The 19,253-nt window shown below is 76.6% G+C and carries 14 protein-coding genes; 3 read left to right on the top strand and 11 right to left on the bottom strand.

Features of this window, described 5'->3' with window-relative positions; translation table 11 throughout:
- Positions 1 to 92 precede the first annotated feature (92 nt).
- A complete protein-coding gene (locus ACZ7LB_RS00245) occupies positions 93 to 1,328 on the bottom strand; it encodes a carbohydrate kinase family protein (protein ID WP_471464310.1) in 1,236 nt (411 codons plus the stop codon).
- A gap of 250 nt (positions 1,329 to 1,578) precedes the next feature.
- Between ACZ7LB_RS00245 and ACZ7LB_RS00240 the strand changes: the two genes are divergently transcribed.
- Positions 1,579 to 2,940: an MFS transporter gene (locus tag ACZ7LB_RS00240; RefSeq protein ID WP_471464308.1), complete on the top strand. Its 1,362-nt coding sequence runs from the start codon at positions 1,579 to 1,581 to the stop codon at positions 2,938 to 2,940.
- Between the two features lie 64 nt (positions 2,941 to 3,004).
- Here ACZ7LB_RS00240 and ACZ7LB_RS00235 read toward each other — a convergent pair whose 3' ends face one another.
- From ACZ7LB_RS00235 to hrcA, 8 genes are all read right to left on the bottom strand, one after another.
- Complete coding sequence (locus ACZ7LB_RS00235; RefSeq protein WP_471464306.1) at positions 3,005 to 3,997, bottom strand: adenosine deaminase; 993 nt, start codon at positions 3,995 to 3,997, stop codon at positions 3,005 to 3,007.
- Between the two features lie 20 nt (positions 3,998 to 4,017).
- Positions 4,018 to 4,923 (bottom strand): ribonuclease Z, encoded by a 906-nt coding sequence (locus ACZ7LB_RS00230; protein WP_471464304.1) that lies wholly within the window; start codon positions 4,921 to 4,923, stop codon positions 4,018 to 4,020.
- 10 nt (positions 4,924 to 4,933) lie between these two features.
- Positions 4,934 to 5,287, bottom strand: a complete 354-nt coding sequence (locus ACZ7LB_RS00225; protein WP_471464302.1) for a histidine triad nucleotide-binding protein — start codon at positions 5,285 to 5,287, stop codon at positions 4,934 to 4,936.
- Positions 5,288 to 5,465: 178 nt separating this feature from the next.
- On the bottom strand, positions 5,466 to 8,660 hold the full coding sequence (locus ACZ7LB_RS00220; protein ID WP_471464300.1) for a S41 family peptidase: 3,195 nt from the start codon (positions 8,658 to 8,660) through the stop codon (positions 5,466 to 5,468).
- 525 nt (positions 8,661 to 9,185) lie between these two features.
- Positions 9,186 to 9,935, bottom strand: a complete 750-nt coding sequence (locus tag ACZ7LB_RS00215; protein ID WP_471464298.1) for a 16S rRNA (uracil(1498)-N(3))-methyltransferase — start codon at positions 9,933 to 9,935, stop codon at positions 9,186 to 9,188.
- Positions 9,935 to 11,017 carry a nitronate monooxygenase gene (locus ACZ7LB_RS00210; RefSeq protein WP_471464297.1) on the bottom strand — a complete coding sequence of 361 codons (1,083 nt, stop codon included), beginning with the start codon at positions 11,015 to 11,017 and terminating at the stop codon, positions 9,935 to 9,937. The genes ACZ7LB_RS00215 and ACZ7LB_RS00210 overlap by 1 nt, the downstream gene beginning before the upstream one ends.
- A 202-nt stretch (positions 11,018 to 11,219) precedes the next feature.
- Entirely contained in the window at positions 11,220 to 12,356 is a 1,137-nt protein-coding gene (gene dnaJ / locus ACZ7LB_RS00205; protein WP_471464295.1) for a molecular chaperone DnaJ, read from the bottom strand.
- Positions 12,357 to 13,373: a heat-inducible transcriptional repressor HrcA gene (hrcA, locus tag ACZ7LB_RS00200; RefSeq protein WP_471465093.1), complete on the bottom strand. Its 1,017-nt coding sequence runs from the start codon at positions 13,371 to 13,373 to the stop codon at positions 12,357 to 12,359.
- A 146-nt stretch (positions 13,374 to 13,519) separates the two neighbouring features.
- Here hrcA and ACZ7LB_RS00195 point away from each other — a divergent pair, with 146 nt between their 5' ends.
- Both ACZ7LB_RS00195 and ACZ7LB_RS00190 read left to right on the top strand, forming a co-directional pair.
- Complete coding sequence (locus ACZ7LB_RS00195) at positions 13,520 to 14,254, top strand: MBL fold metallo-hydrolase (RefSeq protein WP_471464293.1); 735 nt, start codon at positions 13,520 to 13,522, stop codon at positions 14,252 to 14,254.
- 34 nt (positions 14,255 to 14,288) lie between these two features.
- Positions 14,289 to 15,089, top strand: a complete 801-nt coding sequence (locus ACZ7LB_RS00190; protein ID WP_471464291.1) for a DUF3097 domain-containing protein — start codon at positions 14,289 to 14,291, stop codon at positions 15,087 to 15,089.
- A gap of 610 nt (positions 15,090 to 15,699) precedes the next feature.
- Here ACZ7LB_RS00190 and hemW read toward each other — a convergent pair.
- Both hemW and ACZ7LB_RS00180 read right to left on the bottom strand, forming a co-directional pair.
- On the bottom strand, positions 15,700 to 16,932 hold the full coding sequence (hemW, locus tag ACZ7LB_RS00185; RefSeq protein WP_471464289.1) for a radical SAM family heme chaperone HemW: 1,233 nt from the start codon (positions 16,930 to 16,932) through the stop codon (positions 15,700 to 15,702).
- A 366-nt stretch (positions 16,933 to 17,298) separates the two neighbouring features.
- Entirely contained in the window at positions 17,299 to 19,242 is a 1,944-nt protein-coding gene (locus ACZ7LB_RS00180; RefSeq protein ID WP_471464287.1) for a SpoIIE family protein phosphatase, read from the bottom strand.
- Positions 19,243 to 19,253: the final 11 nt, after the last annotated feature.

The raw sequence follows: 19,253 nt of genomic DNA, 5'->3' as shown, positions 1-19,253 counted from the left end.
GGCCCCGTCACCCCACCGGCCCGGACGCCCCGTTCCGGGCCCGCGGCGCCCCCGCAGCCCGGCGGGACCCCGCCCCGGGCCCGCCCCTCCGGTCAGACCGGAGGGCGGTAGCCGATGGTGGGCACCGCACGGCGGCGGGGCCAGGGGGCGACCGGGTCGCCGGGGAGCAGGCCGGCCAGGAAGGCGTAGCGGCGCAGGGCGGCCGGGTCCTGCTCCTGGACCGAGCGGACCTCGTGCCACCAGGTGGCGATCTCGGGCCAGCCCGGCGCCGACAGCGACCCCCCGAACTCCTGGACGGAGAGCGCCGCGGTCAGCCCCGCGAAGGAGAGCCGGTCGGCCAGGGGCCAGCCGGCCAGGGTGCCGGCGACGAACCCGGCGACGAAGACGTCCCCCGCGCCGGTCGGGTCCAGCGCCTCCACGGCGATGGCCGGGACCTCGGCGGTCTCCCCGGTGCGCCGGTCCACCGCGTACGCGCCCTCCGCCCCCAGGGTGACGACCGCGACCGGGACGTGCGCGGTCAGCGCGTGCGCCGCGGCGCGCGGGCAGTCGGTGCGGGTGTAGCGCATGGCCTCGGCCGCGTTCGGCAGGAACGCCTCGCAGTGCGCCAGGTCGGCCAGCCCGGCCAGGTCCCAGGCGCCGGTGTCGTCCCAGCCGACGTCGGCGAAGACCCGGGTGCCGCGCCCGGCGGCCTCCGCGATCCACGGGTCCCGGACGCCCGGCGCGAGGGAGGCGACGGCGGCCCGCGCGCGGGGCGGGCAGTCCGGCACCGGCTCCCCCGGCGGCGGCTCGTGGCCGTGCGAGACCATGGTGCGCTCCCCCTCGTACGCCATGGAGACCGTGACCGGCGAGTGCCAGCCGGGTACGGTGCGCGAGGGGGTCAGATCGATGCCCTCGCCCCGGGAGAGCGCGTCCCAGCAGTAGTCGCCGTAGTGGTCGTCGCCGAAGGCCGCCGCCAGTGAGGTGCGCAGGCCGAGGCGGGCCAGCGCGGTCGCCATGTTGGCCACGCCGCCGGGGCTGGAGCCCATGCCCCGCGCCCAGGACTCGGTACCGCGCACCGGGGCCGAGTCGAGCCCGGTGAAGATGATGTCGAGGAAGACCGTGCCGGTGAGGTAGACGTCCCAGGGCGGGTCGTGCGGCGTGCGCACCGCGGCCAGCGGGTCGACCTGGGTGTGGCGGTGGCCCCCCGGCGGATGGCGGTGGGTCCGCTCATCGGCGGGGACGGTGGGCACGACGGGGAGGGCGGCGCTCCCGTCGGACGCTGCGGACACGGTGGACGCGGTCACGATGGCGCTCCTGAGCGTGGTGCGGATCAGCACAGTGTGCACCATCGCCGGCCGCCGCCGGAGGGCTCACGGCCCGGTGGGAGGGGGTCCCGGGGCCCCTTTCCATGATCGGGTGGCCCACCCTGCTACCCAGCATCCGGCACGTCAAACCGCGATGTGACCTAGATCACATCATCTCATCTGTTTCGCACCGGCCCCCGCTTGATACAAATTGCGCGCGCGTTCCTGTCCACGTCCCTGTCCACGTCGACGGTCGGCGCCCACTCCCCTCCCTTCCGCACGCCCTGGAACGCCCGTGTTCGCCCCCCGCACCACCGCACCCCGGCCCCTCGTGGCCCTCTTCACCGCCGGGTACATGCCGCCCTACCTGCTGCCGACCACCGTCGGCAGGCTGGACACCGGCCTCCCCCTCTCCGCCACCCAGGCGGGCGCCGTCGGCAGCGCGCTGCTGCTCAGTTCGGCGTCGGCGGGCTTCCTGCTCGCCTCCCGGGTGCAGCGCACCGGCCCGCGCGCCCTGTCCCGCCTCGGACTGCTGCTGGCCGTCCTCGGCTACGGCGGGGCCGCGCTGACCACCGCCGTGCCCGCCGTCGTCGCCGGACTCGTCGTGGGCGGCTTCGGCTCCGGTACGGCCACCACGGTCGCCGCCACCCGGATCGCCGCCGAGCGCGATCCGCACCGGGCCTCCACGCTGGGACTGCTGAGCGTCTCCGCGCTGGCCGGGGCCGTCTATCTGACGGTGCCGCACCTCGGCCGGTCGCACGGGCTGCCCCTGGCCGCCATCGCGCTCACCGCGCTGGCCGTGTGGCCGCTGACCGGCCGGCTGCCCGGCGCCGCCGCCGGCGGACCCGACGCGCCGGGCACCGATCCGGCCGCCGCCGCCCCGCTCCCCCACCGCCGTTCGGGCGCGGTGCTCGCCGTCACCGTGCTGTTCTGGGCCCTGGCGCAGAACTCCCTGTGGGGCGTCAGCGGACGGATCGGACTGAGCCAGGCCGGACTGAGCGAGGCGGCCCTCGGCGCGGTGCTCGCCGCCGCCCTGGGCGCGGGTCTGATCGGTGTGCTGGCGGCGGGCGCGATCGGGCCCCGGCTGGGCCGTGCCGTACCGATAGGCGGCGGGACGGTGCTGATCGCGGGCTGCATCGCGCTGAGCGCGGCGGCGACCACGCCCACCGTCTTCGCCACCGGCGAGATCGCCTGGAACACCCTCTACCCGGTGGTCCTGTCGTACCTGATCGGCCTGGCCGCCTCGCTGGACCCGCGCGGGCGCTGGGCGGCGCTGGTCGGCTCGGCCTCCGCGCTGGGCACCGCCGCCGGTCCGCTGACCGGCAGCGTGCTCTCGGCGCAGGCCGGCTACGCGGGCATGGGCCTGGTCCTGGCCGCGGGCCTGCTGCTGGTCGCCGCGCCGATGACCGCCGTCGCCCTGCACACCGGCGGCCGGCCGCTGCTGCCGGGCGCGGTCCGCCGCCGCGGCGGCACCCCGGCCGCCCTGGTCGCCGCCACCACCGGCACGTCCGGCGGTGCGGTGCCCGAGGTCGGGGCGGTGGAGCAGCCGGTGGTGGAGATCGCCGTGGAGGCGCCCGCCGCACCGGTCCAGCAGGCCTACGGCACGGCCGGACCCTGGCAGTCCGGCACCGCGCCGGGCCCCGGCCCCGGCATCTGACCCGGCGCCCCGGACCGTACGGCTACGGGCTACGGGCTACGGGCTACGGGCTACGGGCTACGGGCTACGGGAAGTCGTACGCCTCCACCTCGGCGAGGTAGCGCGCCCTCAGCTCCTCCTCGTCGTCCAGGAAGGCGGCGAGGAAGGAGTTGCGGGCCAGCTCCCGCAGCCGCTCCGGGCCGAGCCCCAGCACGGCGCCGACCGCGTCGAAGTTGTCGCCGGCGTAGCCGCCGAAGTAGGCCGGGTCGTCGGAGTTGACCGTGCACATCAGCCCGGCGTCGAGCAGGGCCGGGAGCGGGTGGTCGGCGAGGGTGTCGACGGTGCGCAGCCGGACGTTGGACAGCGGGCACAGGGTCAGCGGCACCCGCTCCCGCACCAGCCGCTCGACCAGCGCCGGGTCCTCGGCGCAGCGCAGCCCGTGGTCGATCCGCTCGACGCCGAGCACGTCGAGGGCCTCGGTGATGTACTCCGGCGGGCCCTCCTCGCCCGCGTGCGCGACCCGGCGCAGTCCGAGCTCCGCGGCGGCCCGGTAGACCTCGCGGAACTTGGCGGGCGGGTGCCCGACCTCGGCGGAGTCCAGGCCGACACCGGTGATCCGGCCGAGGTGGGGCCGGGCGGCGTCGAGGATCGCGAGGGCCGACTCGGCGGACTCGTCGCGCAGGAAGCACATGATCAGGCGGGTGGAGACGCCGTGCGTCGAGCGGCTGCGGCCGAGCGCCCGCCAGAGGCCCTCCACCACGGTGTCCATGGTCACGCCCCGGGCCAGGTGGGCCTGCGGGTCGAAGAAGATCTCCGCGTGCCGCACGCCCTGGGCGGCGGCGCGGGCGAGGTAGGCGTCGGCGAGGTCCTCGAAGTCCCGCTCGGTGCGCAGGACGGTCATCAGCTCGTAGTACAGGTTCAGGAAGGACTGGAGGTCCTCGAAGCGATACGCCTCGCGCAGGGCCCCGGTGTCCGGGTAGCGCAGGGACACGCCGTTGCGCGCGGCCAGTTCGAAGGCCAGCTCGGGTTCCAGTGTGCCTTCGACATGAAGGTGCAGTTCGGCTTTGGGCAGGGGCATCAAAGCATCGTACGGCCGGTTCACCGACGTTTCGGAACCGGGATGCTCTGCAGGTCGCGGGCCACGGTCAGCTCGCCCTCGAACCCGGCCGCCCTGGCCCGCAGTTCGAACTCGGCCGGGTCGGGATAGCGCTGGCTGAAGTGGGTCAGGACGAGGTGCCGCACGCCCGCGTCCCGGGCGGCGCGGGCCGCCTGCCCGGCGGTGAGGTGGCCGTGCTCCTCGGCGAGCGCCGCGTCCTCGTCGAGGAAGGTCGACTCGATGGCGAGCAGGTCGCAGCCCTCGGCGAGGGCGTGGACGCCCTCGCACAGCCGGGTGTCCATGACGAACGCGAACCGCTGGCCCCGCCGCACCTCGCTGACCTCGTCGAGCGCGACGCCGTTCAGCGAGCCCTCCCGCCGCAGGCGGCCCACGTCGGGGCCGGCGATGCCGTGGGCGGCCAGCCGCTCGGGCAGCATGCGGCGGCCGTCGGGCTCGGTCAGCCGGTAGCCGTAGGACTCGACGGGGTGCGAGAGCCGCCGCGCCTCCAGGGTGTAGGCGGGGGTGACGGCGAGCGGGCCGTCCCCGTCGACGGGGGCCTCGGTGACCCCGACGGTCTCCCGGTAGGCGGTGGCGTACCGCAGCCGCTCGAAGAAGCGCTGTCCGGAGCGCGGGTAGTGGGCGGTGACCCGGTGCGGGACCCGGTCCAGGTTGATCCGCTGGATCACCCCGGCGAGGCCGAGGCTGTGGTCGCCGTGGAAGTGGGTGACGCAGATCCGGTTCAGGTCGTGCGCGGCGACCCCGGCGCGCAGCATCTGGCGCTGCGTCCCCTCGCCGGGGTCGAACAGGATGCCCTCGCCGTCCCAGCGGAGCAGATAGCCGTTGTGGTTGCGGTGCCGGGTCGGGACCTGGCTGGCGGTGCCGAGGACGACGAGTTCGCGGACGGACACGGGGCGCCGGTTATCCGGGGGGCCATTCGAGGCCGCGCCCGCCGAGCACGTGGGCGTGGGCGTGCCACACGGTCTGGCCGGCCCCGGCGCCGGTGTTGAAGATGGTGCGGTAGCTGTCGAGCCGCTCCTGCTCGGCGACGGCCCGGGTCTCGCGCAGCACCTCGGCGGCGGTCTCGGGGGCCCCGGCGGCGAGGGCGGCGGCGTCCTGGTAGTGGACCTTGGGGATCACCAGGACGTGGGTGGGCGCCTGCGGGTTTATGTCGCGGAACGCGACGGTGGTCTCCGTCTCGCGGACGATCGTCGCGGGGATCTGCCCTTCGACGATCTTGCAGAACAGGCAGTCCTCATGCGGCTCCCCTGCCATCTGGCGCTCCTTATGTGGTGATCTTCTGGGGGCATGGTAGCGAGCGGCGGCCACGGGGTGCCGGGCGCCGTCACTACCGCCGGGGCCGGGAGGCTACGGCGCCGCGGGGGGGGTACGGCAAGGGCGCCCCGGGCCGCGCACCCGCCCGCAGGGGGCCGCGCGTCCCGGGGCGCCCCCGTCAGGGCAGCTCGGGCGGGGTCTTCGCCGGGTTCTCCGCCAGGGCGGCCAGCGCGATGCGGACGGCCTCGTCGAGCTGGGCGTCGCGGCCCGCGACGTGGTCCTGCGGGCGCTGCGGGACCTCGACGTCGGGGTCGACGCCGTGGTTCTCCACGCCCCAGCCGTAACCCTCCAGCCAGAAGGCGTACTTGGGCTGGGTGATCAGGGTGCCGTCGACCAGGGTGTAGCGGCTGTCGATGCCGACGACGCCGCCCCAGGTGCGGGTGCCGACGACGGGGCCGATGCCGAGCGCCTTGATGGCGGCGTTGACGATGTCGCCGTCCGAGCCGGAGAACTCGTTGGCGACGGCGACGACCGGCCCCCGGGGCGCGTCCAGGGGGTAGCTCTGCGGGCGCATGCCGCGCGGCAGGTCCCAGCCGACGATGCGCCGGGCCAGCTTCTCCACGACGAGCTGGGAGGTGTGGCCGCCGCGGTTCTCGCGCACGTCGACGACCAGGCCCTCGCGGGCGACCTCGACGCGCAGGTCCCGGTGGAGCTGGGCCCAGCCGGAGCCGACCATGTCGGGCACGTGGAGGTAGCCGAGCCGCCCGCCGGACAGCTCGTGGACGTGGGCGCGGCGGCCGGCGACCCAGTCGTGGTAGCGCAGCGGCTCCTCGTCCGCGAGGGGGACGACGACCGCGTGCCGCGCCTCGCCGCCGCCGGCCGGCAGGACGGTCAGCTCGACGGGCTTGCCCGCGGTGCCGATGAGCAGCGGGCCGGGTCCGGTGACCGGGTCGACGGGCTGTCCGGCGACGGCCACGACCGCGTCCCCGGCGCGGATCGCGACGCCGGGCGCGGCGAGCGGGGAGCGGGCCTCCGGGTCGGAGGTCTCGGAGGGCAGCACCCGGTCGACGCGCCAGAGGCCGTCCTCGTGGCGGGAGAGGTCGGCGCCGAGCAGGCCCTGCCGGGTGCCGCCGCCGTGGCCACCGCGCGGGATGACGTAGGCGTGGGAGGTGCCCAGTTCGCCCTGGACCTCCCAGAGCAGGTCGACGAGGTCGTCATGGGTGGCGACGCGGTCCAGGACGGGCCGGTAGCGGTCGAGCACGCCCTCCCAGTCGACCCCGTTCAGGCCGGGGTGCCAGAAGTTGTCCCGCATGACACGGCCGGTCTCCTCGTACATCTGGCGCCACTCGGCGGCCGGGTCGACGATCTGGCGGACCCGGCCGAGGTCGACGGTGATGTTGGTGTCGCTGTCCTCGTCGCCGGAGGCCCGGCGGTCGCTGGGGACGACCTTGAGGCGGCCCTCGGTCCAGAGCAGCAGGCGCTTGCCGTCGCCGCTGACCTCGAAGCCGTCGGCGTCGCCGGCCAGGTGCTCGACGCGGAGCTGGGTGAGGTCGTAGCGCTCCAGGTCGTTGCCCGGGTCGGAGGCGTCCGGGGTGGCGCGGGAGGCGCCGAGGACGCCGGTGACCGGGTGCCGCAGCCAGAGGACGCCGTCCTTGGCGGCGCGCAGCCGGGAGTAGCGGCCGGCCTCGACCGGGAAGGGCACGATGCGGTCGGCGAGGCCCTCGATGTCGATGCGGGTGGTGGGGGTGCCCTCGCTGTCGGGGGTCTCCTCGCGGTCCGGCGTCTCGAAGGGCCGGCCGTGGCGCTGCGGTCCGAAGGGCGAGGGGGTGGTCGCGGCGAGGGTGATCAGGTGGGGGCGGGCGCCCTCGACGAAGGCCAGGTCGAAGGCGTGCTCGTCGTAGACCGGGTCGAAGGAGCGGGTGGAGAGGAAGGCGAGGTGCTTGCCGTCCAGGGTGAAGGCGGGCGCGTGGTCCCGGAAGCGCAGCGGGGTGGCCTCGCTGACCGACAGGTCGGTGGTGTTGGCCAGCTTGAGCTGGCGCAGCGGGTCGGGGCCGGGGTGGGACCAGGCGAGCCAGGAGGAGTCGGGCGAGAAGACCAGGCCGGTGGCGTCGCCGTTCTCGCTCCGGTCGACCTCGCGGACCTCGCCGGACTCGCGCTCGACGAGCAGCACCCGGCCGTCGTGCGAGGCGACGGCGGCGCGGCTGCCGTCGGGTGCCACGGCGAGGGCGAGGACCCGGCCGAGCCGTCCGGCGGCGAGGCGGCGCGGGGTGGCGCCGGGGGCGAGACCGGTGGCGGGGGCGAACTCCAGGGCGTCGTCGCCCTCGGCGTCCGTCACCCACACCACCCATTCCTCGCCGTCGGCGCGGAAGGCGCGCGGCAGCCGGGTGCGCACCCCGGGGGTGGCGGCGAGGGCGCGGGCGGGGCCGGAGCGGTGGGTGACCCAGTGGACTCCGCCGCGCACCGAGACGGCGCTGCCGCGGCCGGTGTGGTCGGGGGAGGCGGCGCCGAGCCAGCGGGCGGCGTTGACCGGGTAGGGCTGGAGGTCGGTGCGGGAGCCGCCGGGGCGGATGTCGAGCCGGCGCGGCTCGGCGCCGTCCAGGTCGTCCAGCGTCCACAGCTCGCCGGCGCTGGAGTAGACGACGCGGGTTCCGTCGGTGGCGGCGTGCCGGGCGTAGAAGCCGCCGAGGGGGGTGTGGCGGCGCAGGTCGGTGCCGTCGGCGAGGGAGGAGTAGACGGCGCCGGTGCCCTCGTGGTCGCTGAGGAAGCCGAGGCGGTCCCCGGCCCAGAAGGGGTACTCGATCTGGCCGTCGAGGTCCTCGTGCAGCCGGACGAACTCGCCGTCGCCCTGGGCGTCGATCCAGAGCTTGCCGGCCGTGCCGCCCCGGTAGCGCTTCCACCAGGCGGCGTCACGGCTCGCCGCGGACAGCAGCACGGTGCGCGGCCCGAGGGCGACCTCCCCGACGTGGCCGTAGGGGAGGGTCTCGGCGGGGCCGCCGTCGAGGGGCACGGCGCGGGCCCAGGTGCGGCGGACGCTGGCCTCGCCGTGGGCACCGAGGGCGAGGACCCGGCCGTCCCGGGTCCAGCCGCGCACCTGGGTGCGCGCACCGCCCCAGTGGGTGAGCCGGCGGGCGGGGCCGCCGTCCACGGGGGCGACGTGCACCTCGGGGGCGCCGTCGCGGGTGGAGGTCCAGGCGACCGTGGTGCCGTCGGGCGAGATCCGCGGATGGCTGACCGGTACGTTGTCGGCGCTGACGCGCCAGGCGCGGCCACCGTCGAGCGGGGCGAGCCACACGTCGTCCTCGGCGGTGAAGGCGACCAACTCACCGTGCGGATGCGGGAACCGGAGATAGGCAGGCGCTGCGGGCTGTGTCACCCCCTCAGCCTATGCAGCCCCGGCGGCCGACCGACAGGGGTTCGGATCACTTCACCACGTCGAGGGCGGGACGGGGCCCCTGACCGGGGGGGGTGGGACGGGTACGGGACACCGGTCGGCCCTTGACGTCCCGGCCGGCCGGGACACCGGGCTCCGGCCCGGCGGACACCGCGCACGGCACGCGCGGCACCATGGACCTCCGGCGCGCCCCGGCGCCGCCCGGCCCTTGACGTCCCGGCCGGCCGGGACGCCGGTCGGGGCGGAGTGCGCACCGGCGGCCGGGGCGGGGGCGCACGCCGTCGGGCGGCCGGGCGCCGGACACGGCGCGGGAGCGAGACGGCGGCCGGTCACGGCCACTGGGACGGGGCACCACCGGGAGGGCGGCACCGCGCGACCGGCGGCGCCCGACCGACGTGCTCGGCCCGGCGGACGCCCGCGCAGGGCACGCGCGGCACCGTGGGCCTCCGGCGCGCCCCGGCGCCGCCCGGCCCGCCCCGGAGGGGCCGGACCGGCGGCCGTCGCGGATCAGGACCAGCGGCCCGTGCGGGTCAGCAGAAGGGCCGCCGCCGCCGTGCCGGCGGTGGAGGTGCGCAGGACGCTGCGGCCCAGCCGGTACGGGCGGGCGCCCGCCTCCGCGAAGAGCGCCAGTTCCTCCGGGGAGACCCCGCCCTCGGGCCCGACGACGAGCACCAGGTGACCGGTGGCGGGCAGCGCGGCACCGGCCAGCGGTTCGTCGCCGCTCTCGTGGAGCACCGCGGCGAAGTCGGCGGTGGCCAGCAGCGCGGCGACCTGCTTGCCGGTCATCGCGTCCGCGACCTCGGGGAAGCGGGTGCGCCGGGACTGCTTCCCGGCCTCGCGGGCCGTCGCCCGCCACTTGCCGAGCGCCTTCGCCCCGCGCTCGCCGCGCCACTGCGTGACGCAGCGGGACGCCGCCCAGGGCACGATCGCGTCGACGCCGACCTCGGTCATCGTCTCCACCGCCAACTCCCCGCGGTCGCCCTTGGGCAGGGCCTGGACGACGGTGACGCGGGGCTCCTCGGGGGCGTCCTCGCGGACCGTCCCCAGGCCGGTGACGACCAGGCGGTCCTTCCCCTCGGCGGCCCGGACCAGGCCCTCGGCCCAGCGTCCGTGCCCGTCGGTGAGGACGAGCGCCTCGCCGGGCCGCAGCCGCTTCACGGAGACCGCGTGCCGCCCCTCGGGGCCGTCGAGGACGTACTCCCCGCCGGGGACGTCCTCGGGCCGCAGGGAGCCGACCACGAACACGGGCGCCGTCATCAGCCCGCCCCTCCCCCGGTGTAGTGCGCCAACTCGGCCCCGGCGGTGGCCAGTTCGTCGGCCAGCAGCTCGACCAGCCGCCCGGCGGGCAGCTCCCGGGCCAGCCGGTGGCCCTGACCCGCCCACAGCGCCATGCCCTGCGCGTCGCCCGCCCTGGCCGCCGCCCCGCGCAGCGGCGCGGTGAGGTGGTGGACGTCCGGGTAGGCGGCGGGGACGTACGGCCCGTGCTCCCGCACGAAGCGGTTGACGAGGGCGCGGGCCGGGCGGCCGGAGAAGGCGCGGGTGAGTTCGGTGCGGACGTACAGCGGGTCGGTGAGGGCCCGCTTGTGCAGGGCGTGGGCGCCGGACTCGGAGGCGGCGACGAAGGCGGTGCCGAGCTGGGCCGCGTCGGCGCCGGCGGCGAGCACGGCGGCGATCTGGCCGCCGCGCATGATGCCGCCCGCGGCGACGATCGGCAGGTCCACGGCCTCGCGGACCTGGGCGATCAGCGCCAGCAGCCCGATCCCGGCCGCGTCGGTCTCCGGGTCGTCCCGGTGCCGCCCCTGGTGGCCGCCGGCCTCCACACCCTGGGCGATCACCGCGTCGGCGCCGGACCGCTCGACGGCCCTGGCCTCCTCCGCGGTGGTCGCCGTGGCCAGGACGAAGCTGCCGGCCCGGTGCAGGGACTCGACGGTCTCGGGCCCGGGGACGCCGAAGTGGAACGAGACCACCGGCACCGGGTTGTCCAGCAGCACCGCGAGCTTGGCGTCGTAGCCGTCGTCGCGTCCGCTGTCGGGGTCGCCCAGCTCGGTCTCGTACCAGGCGGCCTCCCCGGCCAGCTGGTGGGCGTAGACGCCGACGGCGGCGGGGTCGGCGGTCTCCGGCTGCGGCATGAACAGGTTGACCCCGAAGGGGTGGCCCGTCAGTCCCCGGAGCTGCTTGATCTCCTGGTACATCCCGTCCGCGGTCTTGTACCCGGCGGCCAGGAACCCGAGCCCGCCCGCCTCGGAGACCGCGGCGGCGAGCCGCGGCACGGCGACGCCGCCGGCCATGGGCGCCTGCACGATCGGGTAGGGGAAGAGATCGGTCAGTGCGGAGGACATGACCGCATGGTGTCATGCCTCCGGGACAAGCCCGAACCCGACCGTCCGCCCGGCACCGGCGGCCCGGGCCCCGGGCAAGCCGGACAATCCCGAACACACCCGGGGAAGCGGCGGCGGGCCGGGCGGACCCCGCCGGACGGACCCGCGGCCCGGACGGCGCGGGGCCGGGCCCGCCCGGAGGCACGCCCGGCCCGCACGGGTGTCAGCGGCCGTTGAAGGCGTCCTTCAGCCGGGAGAACAGGCCCTGCTGCCCGGGCTGGAACTGGCCCTGGGGGCGCTCCTCGCCACGCAGCTCGGCCAGTTCGCGCAGCACGCGCTCCTGGTCGGGGTCGAGCTTGGTCGGGGTGGTGACCTCGACGTGCACGATCAGGTCGCCCCGGCCGCCGCCGCGCAGATGCGTGACGCCCCGGGCGTGCAGCGGGATCGACTGGCCGGACTGGGTGCCCGGGCGGATGTCGATCTCCTCCATGCCGTCCAGCGTCTCCAGCGGCACCTTGGTGCCGAGGGCAGCCGCCGTCATGGGGATGGTGACCGTGCAGTGCAGGTCGTCGCCCCGGCGCTGGAAGGTCGGGTGCGGCAGCTCCTGGATCTCGACGTAGAGGTCGCCGGCCGGACCGCCGCCGGGGCCGACCTCGCCCTCGCCCGCGAGCTGGATGCGCGTGCCGTTGTCGACGCCCGCCGGGATCTTCACCGTGAGCGTCCGCCGGGAGCGGATGCGCCCGTCGCCCGCGCACTCGGGGCAGGGGGTGGGGACCACGGTGCCGAAGCCCTGGCACTGGGGGCAGGGCCGGGAGGTCATGACCTGGCCCAGGAAGGACCGGGTGACCTGCGAGACCTCACCGCGTCCGCGGCACATGTCGCAGGTCTGCGCCGAGGTGCCGGGCGCCGCGCCCTCACCGTTGCAGGTGTTGCAGACGACCGCGGTGTCGACCTGGATGTCCTTGGTGGTGCCGAACGCGGCCTCGTCCAGCTCCACCTCGATGCGGATCATGGCGTCCTGGCCCCGGCGGGTGCGCGAGCGCGGTCCGCGCTGCGACGCCGTGCCGAAGAAGGCGTCCATGATGTCCGAGAAGTTCCCGAAGCCGCCCGCGCCGAAGCCGCCGGCCCCCGCGCCGCCCGACTGGGACAGCGGGTCGCCGCCGAGGTCGTAGACCTGCTTCTTCTGCGGGTCGGAGAGGACCTCGTAGGCGGCGTTGATCTCCTTGAACCGCTCCTGCGTCTTCGGATCGGGGTTGACGTCCGGGTGCAGCTCGCGCGCGAGCCTCCGGAACGCCTTCTTGATCTCGTCCTGGGACGCGTCGCGGCGCACGCCGAGTACGGCGTAGTAGTCCGTGGCCACCTACGACTCCGCCAGGATCTGTCCGACGTACCGTGCCACTGCGCGTACCGCTCCCATCGTTCCCGGGTAGTCCATGCGGGTCGGTCCGACCACGCCGAGCTTGGCAACCGCCTCGCCGCCCGAACCGTAACCGACCGACACGACGGACGTGGAGTTGAGTCCCTCGTGGGCGTTCTCGTGACCGATCCGGACGGTCACGCCCGCGTCCTTCGACTCACCGAGCAGCTTGAGGAGCACGACCTGCTCCTCCAGCGCCTCCAGGACGGGCCTGATCACAAGGGGGAAGTCGTGCCCGAAGCGGGTGAGATTGGCGGTGCCGCCGATCATCAGCCGCTCCTCGTTCTCCTCGACCAGCGTCTCCAGGAGAATGGAGAGCACGGTCGAGACCGTACCGCGGTCCTCGGCCTCGAAGGCGTCCGCCAGGTCCTCGACCAGGCTCGGCACATCCGTGAACCGGCGCCCCACGACACGGCTGTTGAGCCGCGCCCGCAGGTCGGCGAGGAACACCTCGCCGAACGGCGCCGGACAGTCGACGACACGCTGCTCGACCCGGCCGGTGTCCGTGATCAGCACGAGCATCAGCCGCGCGGGCGCGAGGGCCAGCAGCTCCACGTGCCGCACGGTCGAGCGGGTCAGCGAGGGGTACTGCACCACGGCGACCTGCCGGGTGAGCTGCGCGAGCAGCCGCACCGTGCGGGCCACCACGTCGTCGAGGTCGACGGCGCCCCCCAGGAAGTTCTGGATGGCGCGCCGCTCCGGGGCGGTCATCGGCTTGACGCCCGCCAGCCGGTCGACGAAGAGCCGGTAGCCCTTGTCGGTGGGGATGCGCCCGGCGCTGGTGTGCGGCTGGGCGATGAACCCCTCCTCCTCCAGGGCCGCCATGTCGTTGCGCACGGTGGCCGGGGAGACGCCGAGGTTGTGCCGCTCGGTGAGGGCCTTGGAGCCGACGGGCTCCTCGGTGCCGACATAGTCCTGGACGATGGCGCGCAGGACCTTCAGCCTGCGTTCACTGAGCACCGCGCGCACCTCCTGAAGTCGTCGCCCCACGTCGCCTGGTCCGCCTTGGCACTCATCGGGCGCGAGTGCCAGACTTCCCCGGCCCAGTGTACGGCCGTGGGGTACGCCCGGGGCAAGGCCGGTGCCGCGCCGCTAGCGTCGTCGACATGAGCGTGCGATGGGAAGAGTCGGGCTGGGAACGGGTGGCGGCCGGGGTCGGGCGGCGCCGGCTGCCGGTGTGGGACTGCACGGCGGGGCTGGTCGTCGGCGCGGACGCGGTCCTGCTGGTCGACGCGGGATCGAGCCTGGCCGAGGGCGCCCGGCTGCGGGCGGCGGCCCGGCGGCTGACCGGCCGCCGTGTGACGCATGTCGCGCTGACCCACCCGCACTTCGACCACGTCCTCGGGGCGGCGGTGTTCGCCGGTGCGGAGGTCCTCGGGGCGGCCGGGACCCGGGCGCTGTTCGCGCCGGGCGGACAGGGCCGGGACGCGCTGCGGGCGGACGCGGTGGCCAACGGGCTGGACCCGCGGCTCGCGGCGGAGGCGGTGGACGCGCTGGCGCCGGTGCGGCACGAGGTGCCCGGCGGGCGGGAACTCGACCTGGGCGGCGGGCGGCGCGCCCTGCTGGCCGCCGTGGGACCCGGGCACACCGGGCACGACCTGGCGGTGCTGGTGCCGGGCGACCCGGCGGTGGTCTTCTGCGGCGACCTGGTCGAGGAGTCCGGCCCGCCCCAGGCCGGGCCGGACGCGGCGCCCTCGCGCTGGCCGGCGGCGCTGGACCGGCTGCTGGAGCTGGGCGGGGAGGACGCCCGGTACGTGCCCGGTCACGGAGCGGTGGTCGACGCCGCGTTCGTCCGGGACCAACGGGACGCGCTGGCCGACCGGTTCGGCGTGTCGCGCTGATCGGGCGCCGCGCGTTCCTCGTATCGTCACCCCAATGCGCCAGTACTCCGCCGATCTGACCCCTCCCTGGAAGAAGCCGGGTCCCGCGCCCGAGGTCCCCGCCGGGCCGGGCCTGGTCGTCGAGGAGCCCGGCACCGGGTTCTGCGGCGCGGTGGTGGGCTGCGAGGCGGGCACGGTCACCCTGGAGGACCGCTTCGGCAGGCGCCGGGTCTTCCCCATGGAGCCGCGCGGCTTCCTGCTGGAGGGCCGCGTCGTGACCCTGACACGCCCCGGCCGCGGCCCGGTCCGCCCCACCCGCACGGCGTCCGGCTCGGTCGCCGTCCCCGGCGCCCGCGCCCGGGTCGCCCGCGCCGGGCGCATCTACGTGGAGGGGCGGCACGACGCGGAGCTGGTCGAGAAGGTGTGGGGCGACGACCTGCGCGTGGAGGGCGTGGTCGTGGAGTACCTGGGCGGCGTGGACGACCTGCCGTCCGTCGTCGACGAGTTCGCGCCCGGCCCGGACGCCCGGCTCGGCGTGCTGGTGGACCATCTGGTGCCGGGCTCCAAGGAGTGGCGCATCGCCCGGGCGGTGACCGGTGACGACGTGCTGGTGGTCGGCCACCCCTACATCGACGTCTGGGAGGCGGTGAAGCCGTCGTCCGTGGGCATCGCCGCGTGGCCGCGGGTGCCGAGGGGCGAGGACTGGAAGACCGGGGTCTGCCGGGCGCTGGGATGGCCCGCCGACAACACCGGCGCCGCGTGGCAGCACATCCTGGGCCGGGTGGGCTCGTACAAGGACCTCGAACCGGAGCTGCTGGGCAGCGTGGAGCGGCTGATCGACCACGTGACGGCGTGATTCCGCGCGGGGCGCCCTCCGGGGTGCCCCCGCGACGGGTCGGCGCGTGCTCCGCCGCCGGGCGGTGGCGGCGGGCGGCGGGCAGCGGCGCACGCACGCTTCGCACCGGGTCCGGACTCACCGCCGGGACGGCCCGTGGCGCCGGGTCCGCGAGGGCGGCCCGTGGAACGGGAGCCCGTAGGAGGATGTCCCGTGAGGCGTGAGCCCGTGGGGCGGCGGCCCGGAGGGACCGGCAGCGTGGCGGGCGATCCTGCACGGACTCGTGCCCGGGCCGGCTCATGGGGCGGGGCCCTCAGGACACGGCCCGTACGACGGGCGGCACGCGGTCGGGGACGGCGCGGGGCGGTACCGCGGGGAACCTCTCGCGGCAGGGGCGGCGCGGAAGCGGCCCCGCCGGAGGAACCCCAGTGCCGGGGGTGGGAACGCCCCGTGAGGGGGCAGCCCCCACCGGTCCGTATCTCCTGCGGAGAGCCCCGCTCCCCCACCGTGCGGACCCCGGGGCGCACCGGCGGGGCGGCGGGCCCGGGGCACCGGTGGGCACCGGTGGGCACGGTGGGACGGGGCGGGCCCGGAGTGCGCCGGCGGGGCGGCGGGCCCAAAAGGGGCCCGCTCAGTCGACCAGGTCGCGCACCACCGCGTCCGCCAGCAGCCGTCCGCGCAGGGTCAGCACCGCCCGGCCCCGCCCGTACGCCTCCTCCTGGAGGAGCCCGTCGGACAGGGCGCGGCGGGAGGCGGCGAGCCCCGCCTCGCGCAGCAGGTCCAGCGGCACGCCCTCGCGCAGCCGCAGTTCCAGCAGGACCCGCTCCACCCGCCGGTCCTCCTCGGTGAGCACCTCCCGCCCGGCCCCCGGGGAGCGTCCGGCCGCCAGGGCCGCCGCGTAGGCGCCGGGGTGCTTCACGTTCCACCAGCGGACCCCGCCGACGTGCGAGTGGGCGCCCGGTCCGGCCCCCCACCAGTCCGCGCCCCGCCAGTACAGCTCGTTGTGCAGGCAGCGCCCGGCCTCGGAGGAGGCCCAGTTCGACACCTCGTACCAGGAGAAGCCCGCCGCCGACAGGGTCTCCTCGGCGATCAGGTACCGGTCGGCGTGCTCGTCGTCGTCGGTCATGGGCACCTCGCCCCGCCGGATGCGCCGGGCGAGCCCGGTGCCCTCCTCGACGATCAGCGCGTAGGCGGAGACGTGGTCGGGCCCCGCGCCGAGCGCCGCGTCCAGGGAGGCCCGCCAGTCGTCGTCGGACTCGCCGGGGGTGCCGTAGATCAGGTCGAGGTTGACGTGCTCGAAGCCCGCCGCGCGGGCCTCCGCGACGCACTCCTCGGGGCGGCCGGGCGTGTGGGTGCGGTCCAGCACCTCCAGCACGTGGCGCCTGGCGCTCTGCATGCCGAAGGAGATCCGGTTGAAGCCGCCCTCGCGCAGGGCGGCGAGGTACTCGGGGCCGACCGAGTCCGGGTTGGCCTCCGTCGTGATCTCCGCGTCCGCCGCGAGCCCGAACTCCTCGCGCACCGCGCTCAGCATCCGGACCAGGTCGGCGGCGTCCAGCAGGGTCGGCGTACCGCCGCCGACGAAGACGGTGCGGACCTCCCGGGGGTCGTCGCCGAGGACCGCGCGGGCGAGGCGGACCTCGTCGGCCAGGGTGGCGGCGTAGTTGTCGCGGGAGGCGAGGACGCCGCCGGTGCCGCGCAGCTCCGTGGCGGTGTAGGTGTTGAAGTCGCAGTAGCCGCAGCGGGTGGCGCAGTACGGGACGTGCAGATAGAAGCCGAGGGGGCGGTCCGCCGCCCCGGCGAGCGCGGAGGCGGGCAGCGCGCCGTCGGCGGGGACGGGTTCGCCGTCGGGAAGTGCGGAGGGCATGCGTTCCATTGTCCCGTACGCCCGCGGGTGCGGTTCCCGCGTCCTCCGGGACGGGCCGGGACGGGCGGGGACGGCGGGGGCGGCGGCCGGGCAGGCGGGGAGCGCGGACCCGGCGAGCACGGGGCACGGTGAGCACGGGAGCGGTGAGCACGGGAGCGGTGAGCACGGGAGCGGTGAGCACGGGAGCGCTCGCGCGGCCCGCGCGGCCAAGGCCACGGCCCGCGCGAGCGGGGCGGGGGCGGAGCGGGGCGGGGGCGGAGCGGGGCGGGGGCGGAGCGGGGCGGGGGCGGAGGGGCGGCGCGGCGGCGCCCGGGGACGCACGGCGGATCCGGTCCCCGGGCCGCACCGGGGCGGGCGCCCGTGCCGTCACTCGGCCCGGAGCACCAGCAGCGCCAGGTCGTCCCCCGGGGGCTCGGCGCCGAACTCGTGCACCAGCCGCCTGATCCGCTCCGCGACGAGCCCCGCGTCCAGCCCCGCGCACCCGGCGAGCGCCGTCGCGAGCCCGTCGCCGTCGTCGAACTGGCGGGAGCCGTCGCGCCGCTCGGTGACGCCGTCGGTGACGCACAGCAGGACGTCCCCGGAGCGCAGCTCGAACGTCTCGCTGGTGTACGTCGCGTCCTCGACGACGCCGAGGAGGGTCTGCGGTTCCGCGACCGCGCGCACGGTGCCGTCGGGCGCGAGCAGCAGCGGCAGCGGGTGCCCGGCGGAGGCCAGGGTGCAGCGGACGCCGCCGTCGACGGGGACCAGCTCGCCGTAGAGGAGGGACAGGAAGCGGGTCTGCGGACCGTCGCCCGGGGCAACCGGACGGCCTCCGGCGGCGACCAGGGCACGCGCGGCGGCGTCGGCGGCCTCGGTGGCGTCGTCGAGGAGCAGCTGGTTGAGCCGGTCGAGCACGTCGGGGACCTCGTACCCCTCGCGGGCGAGCAGCCGCAGCCAGGGCCGGGCCAGGCCGATGACGACGGCGGCCTCGGGACCCTTGCCCTGGACGTCGCCGACGGCGAAGCACCAGCGGCCCTCACCGGCCGGGAAGAGGTCGTAGAAGTCCCCGCTGGGGCCGCCCTTGTCGCACGGCTCGTGGACGAGGGCGCTGCGCACCCCGGGGATCTCGGCCACCGCGCCGGGCAGCAGACCGCGCTGGAGGACGGCGCTGATGGTGGCCTGCCGGGCGTACTGGCGGGCGGCGCCGATGGCGAGCGCCACCCGGCGGCCGAGGTCCTCGACGAGGCCGCCGATCTCGTCGGGGAAGCAGGGGGTGCCGGCCCGCCCGATGACCAGGGTGCCCAGCGGCCTGCCCCCGGCGGCCAGGCGGTAGGCGAGCGCGGCGCCGTGGGCACCGAGCGAGCCGCCGGGCCAGGGGTGGACGACGGGGCCCGCGTGCCAGGGGCCGCCGGGGCGGGGCGGGTCCTTCTCCAGGGCGCGGCGCAGTTCGTCGACGTGGTCCTCGTTGCCGTGCCAGACGCGGGGCGGGCGCAGCCCGGCGGTGCCGCCGGTGCCGTCGGCCCAGGCCCCGCGGGCCTCGTCCTCCAGCCACACCGCGCACCAGTCCGCGAGCCGGGGCACGATGAGCTGCCCGGCGAGGGAGGCGACCAGGTCCTCGTCGAGCTGCCCGGCCAGCAGGTCGGACGCCTCCGCGAGGAAGGAGAGGGCGCCCCGGCCGAGCCACTCCCGGTCCCGGACCCCGCGCCAGTCGGAGCCGGGGCCGGTGCCTGGCCACGGGGGGCGCCCGGGGCCGGGCCACCGCCGGAGGTCGTGTCCGGGGGCGCCGGCCGCGCCCTCCCCGTCGGCGGCGGGCAGCCGGGCCCACACCGTCTTGGCGCCGGCGCGGTGGGTGACGCCCCAGGAGTCCGCGAGCCGGGCGACCAGGCGCAGGCCGCGGCCGTACTCCTCGGGGAGACCGCCCGGCACGCCGCCCGGTCCCTCGCCGCCGTGCGAGGCGCAGTCGGGGTGGCGGTCCATGACCTCGACGACGAGCGTGCCGGACTCCTCCAGCAGACAGGCCACCTCGACGTCCGTACCGGCGTGCACCACGGCGTTGGTGACCAGTTCGCTGACGGTGAGCAGGGCGTCGGAGGCCAGCCGCTCGGTGAGGAGCGCGGCGCCGGGCAGGCCGCGCGCGGTCCACTCCGTGAAGGCGGCCCGCAGCAGCGCGCGGGCGGAGCCCGGGGCGAGGGAGCTGCCGAGCAGGATCGCGTGGGCCCGCGCGTCCTCCGTCGCGGGCGCGCCGGTCGTGCCCCCGGGCGCACCGGCGGCGGGCGGGTGCGCCCCCTCGGCGCGTGGAACGGTCTCCCTCTGCGTCGGAATGGCCCCCATGGGCGGTCTCC

This window comes from Streptomyces sp. NPDC107521, from assembly GCF_055598485.1.
The sequence above is the reverse complement of the archived record's forward strand: the minus strand, read 5'-3'. Positions and strand labels throughout refer to the sequence as shown.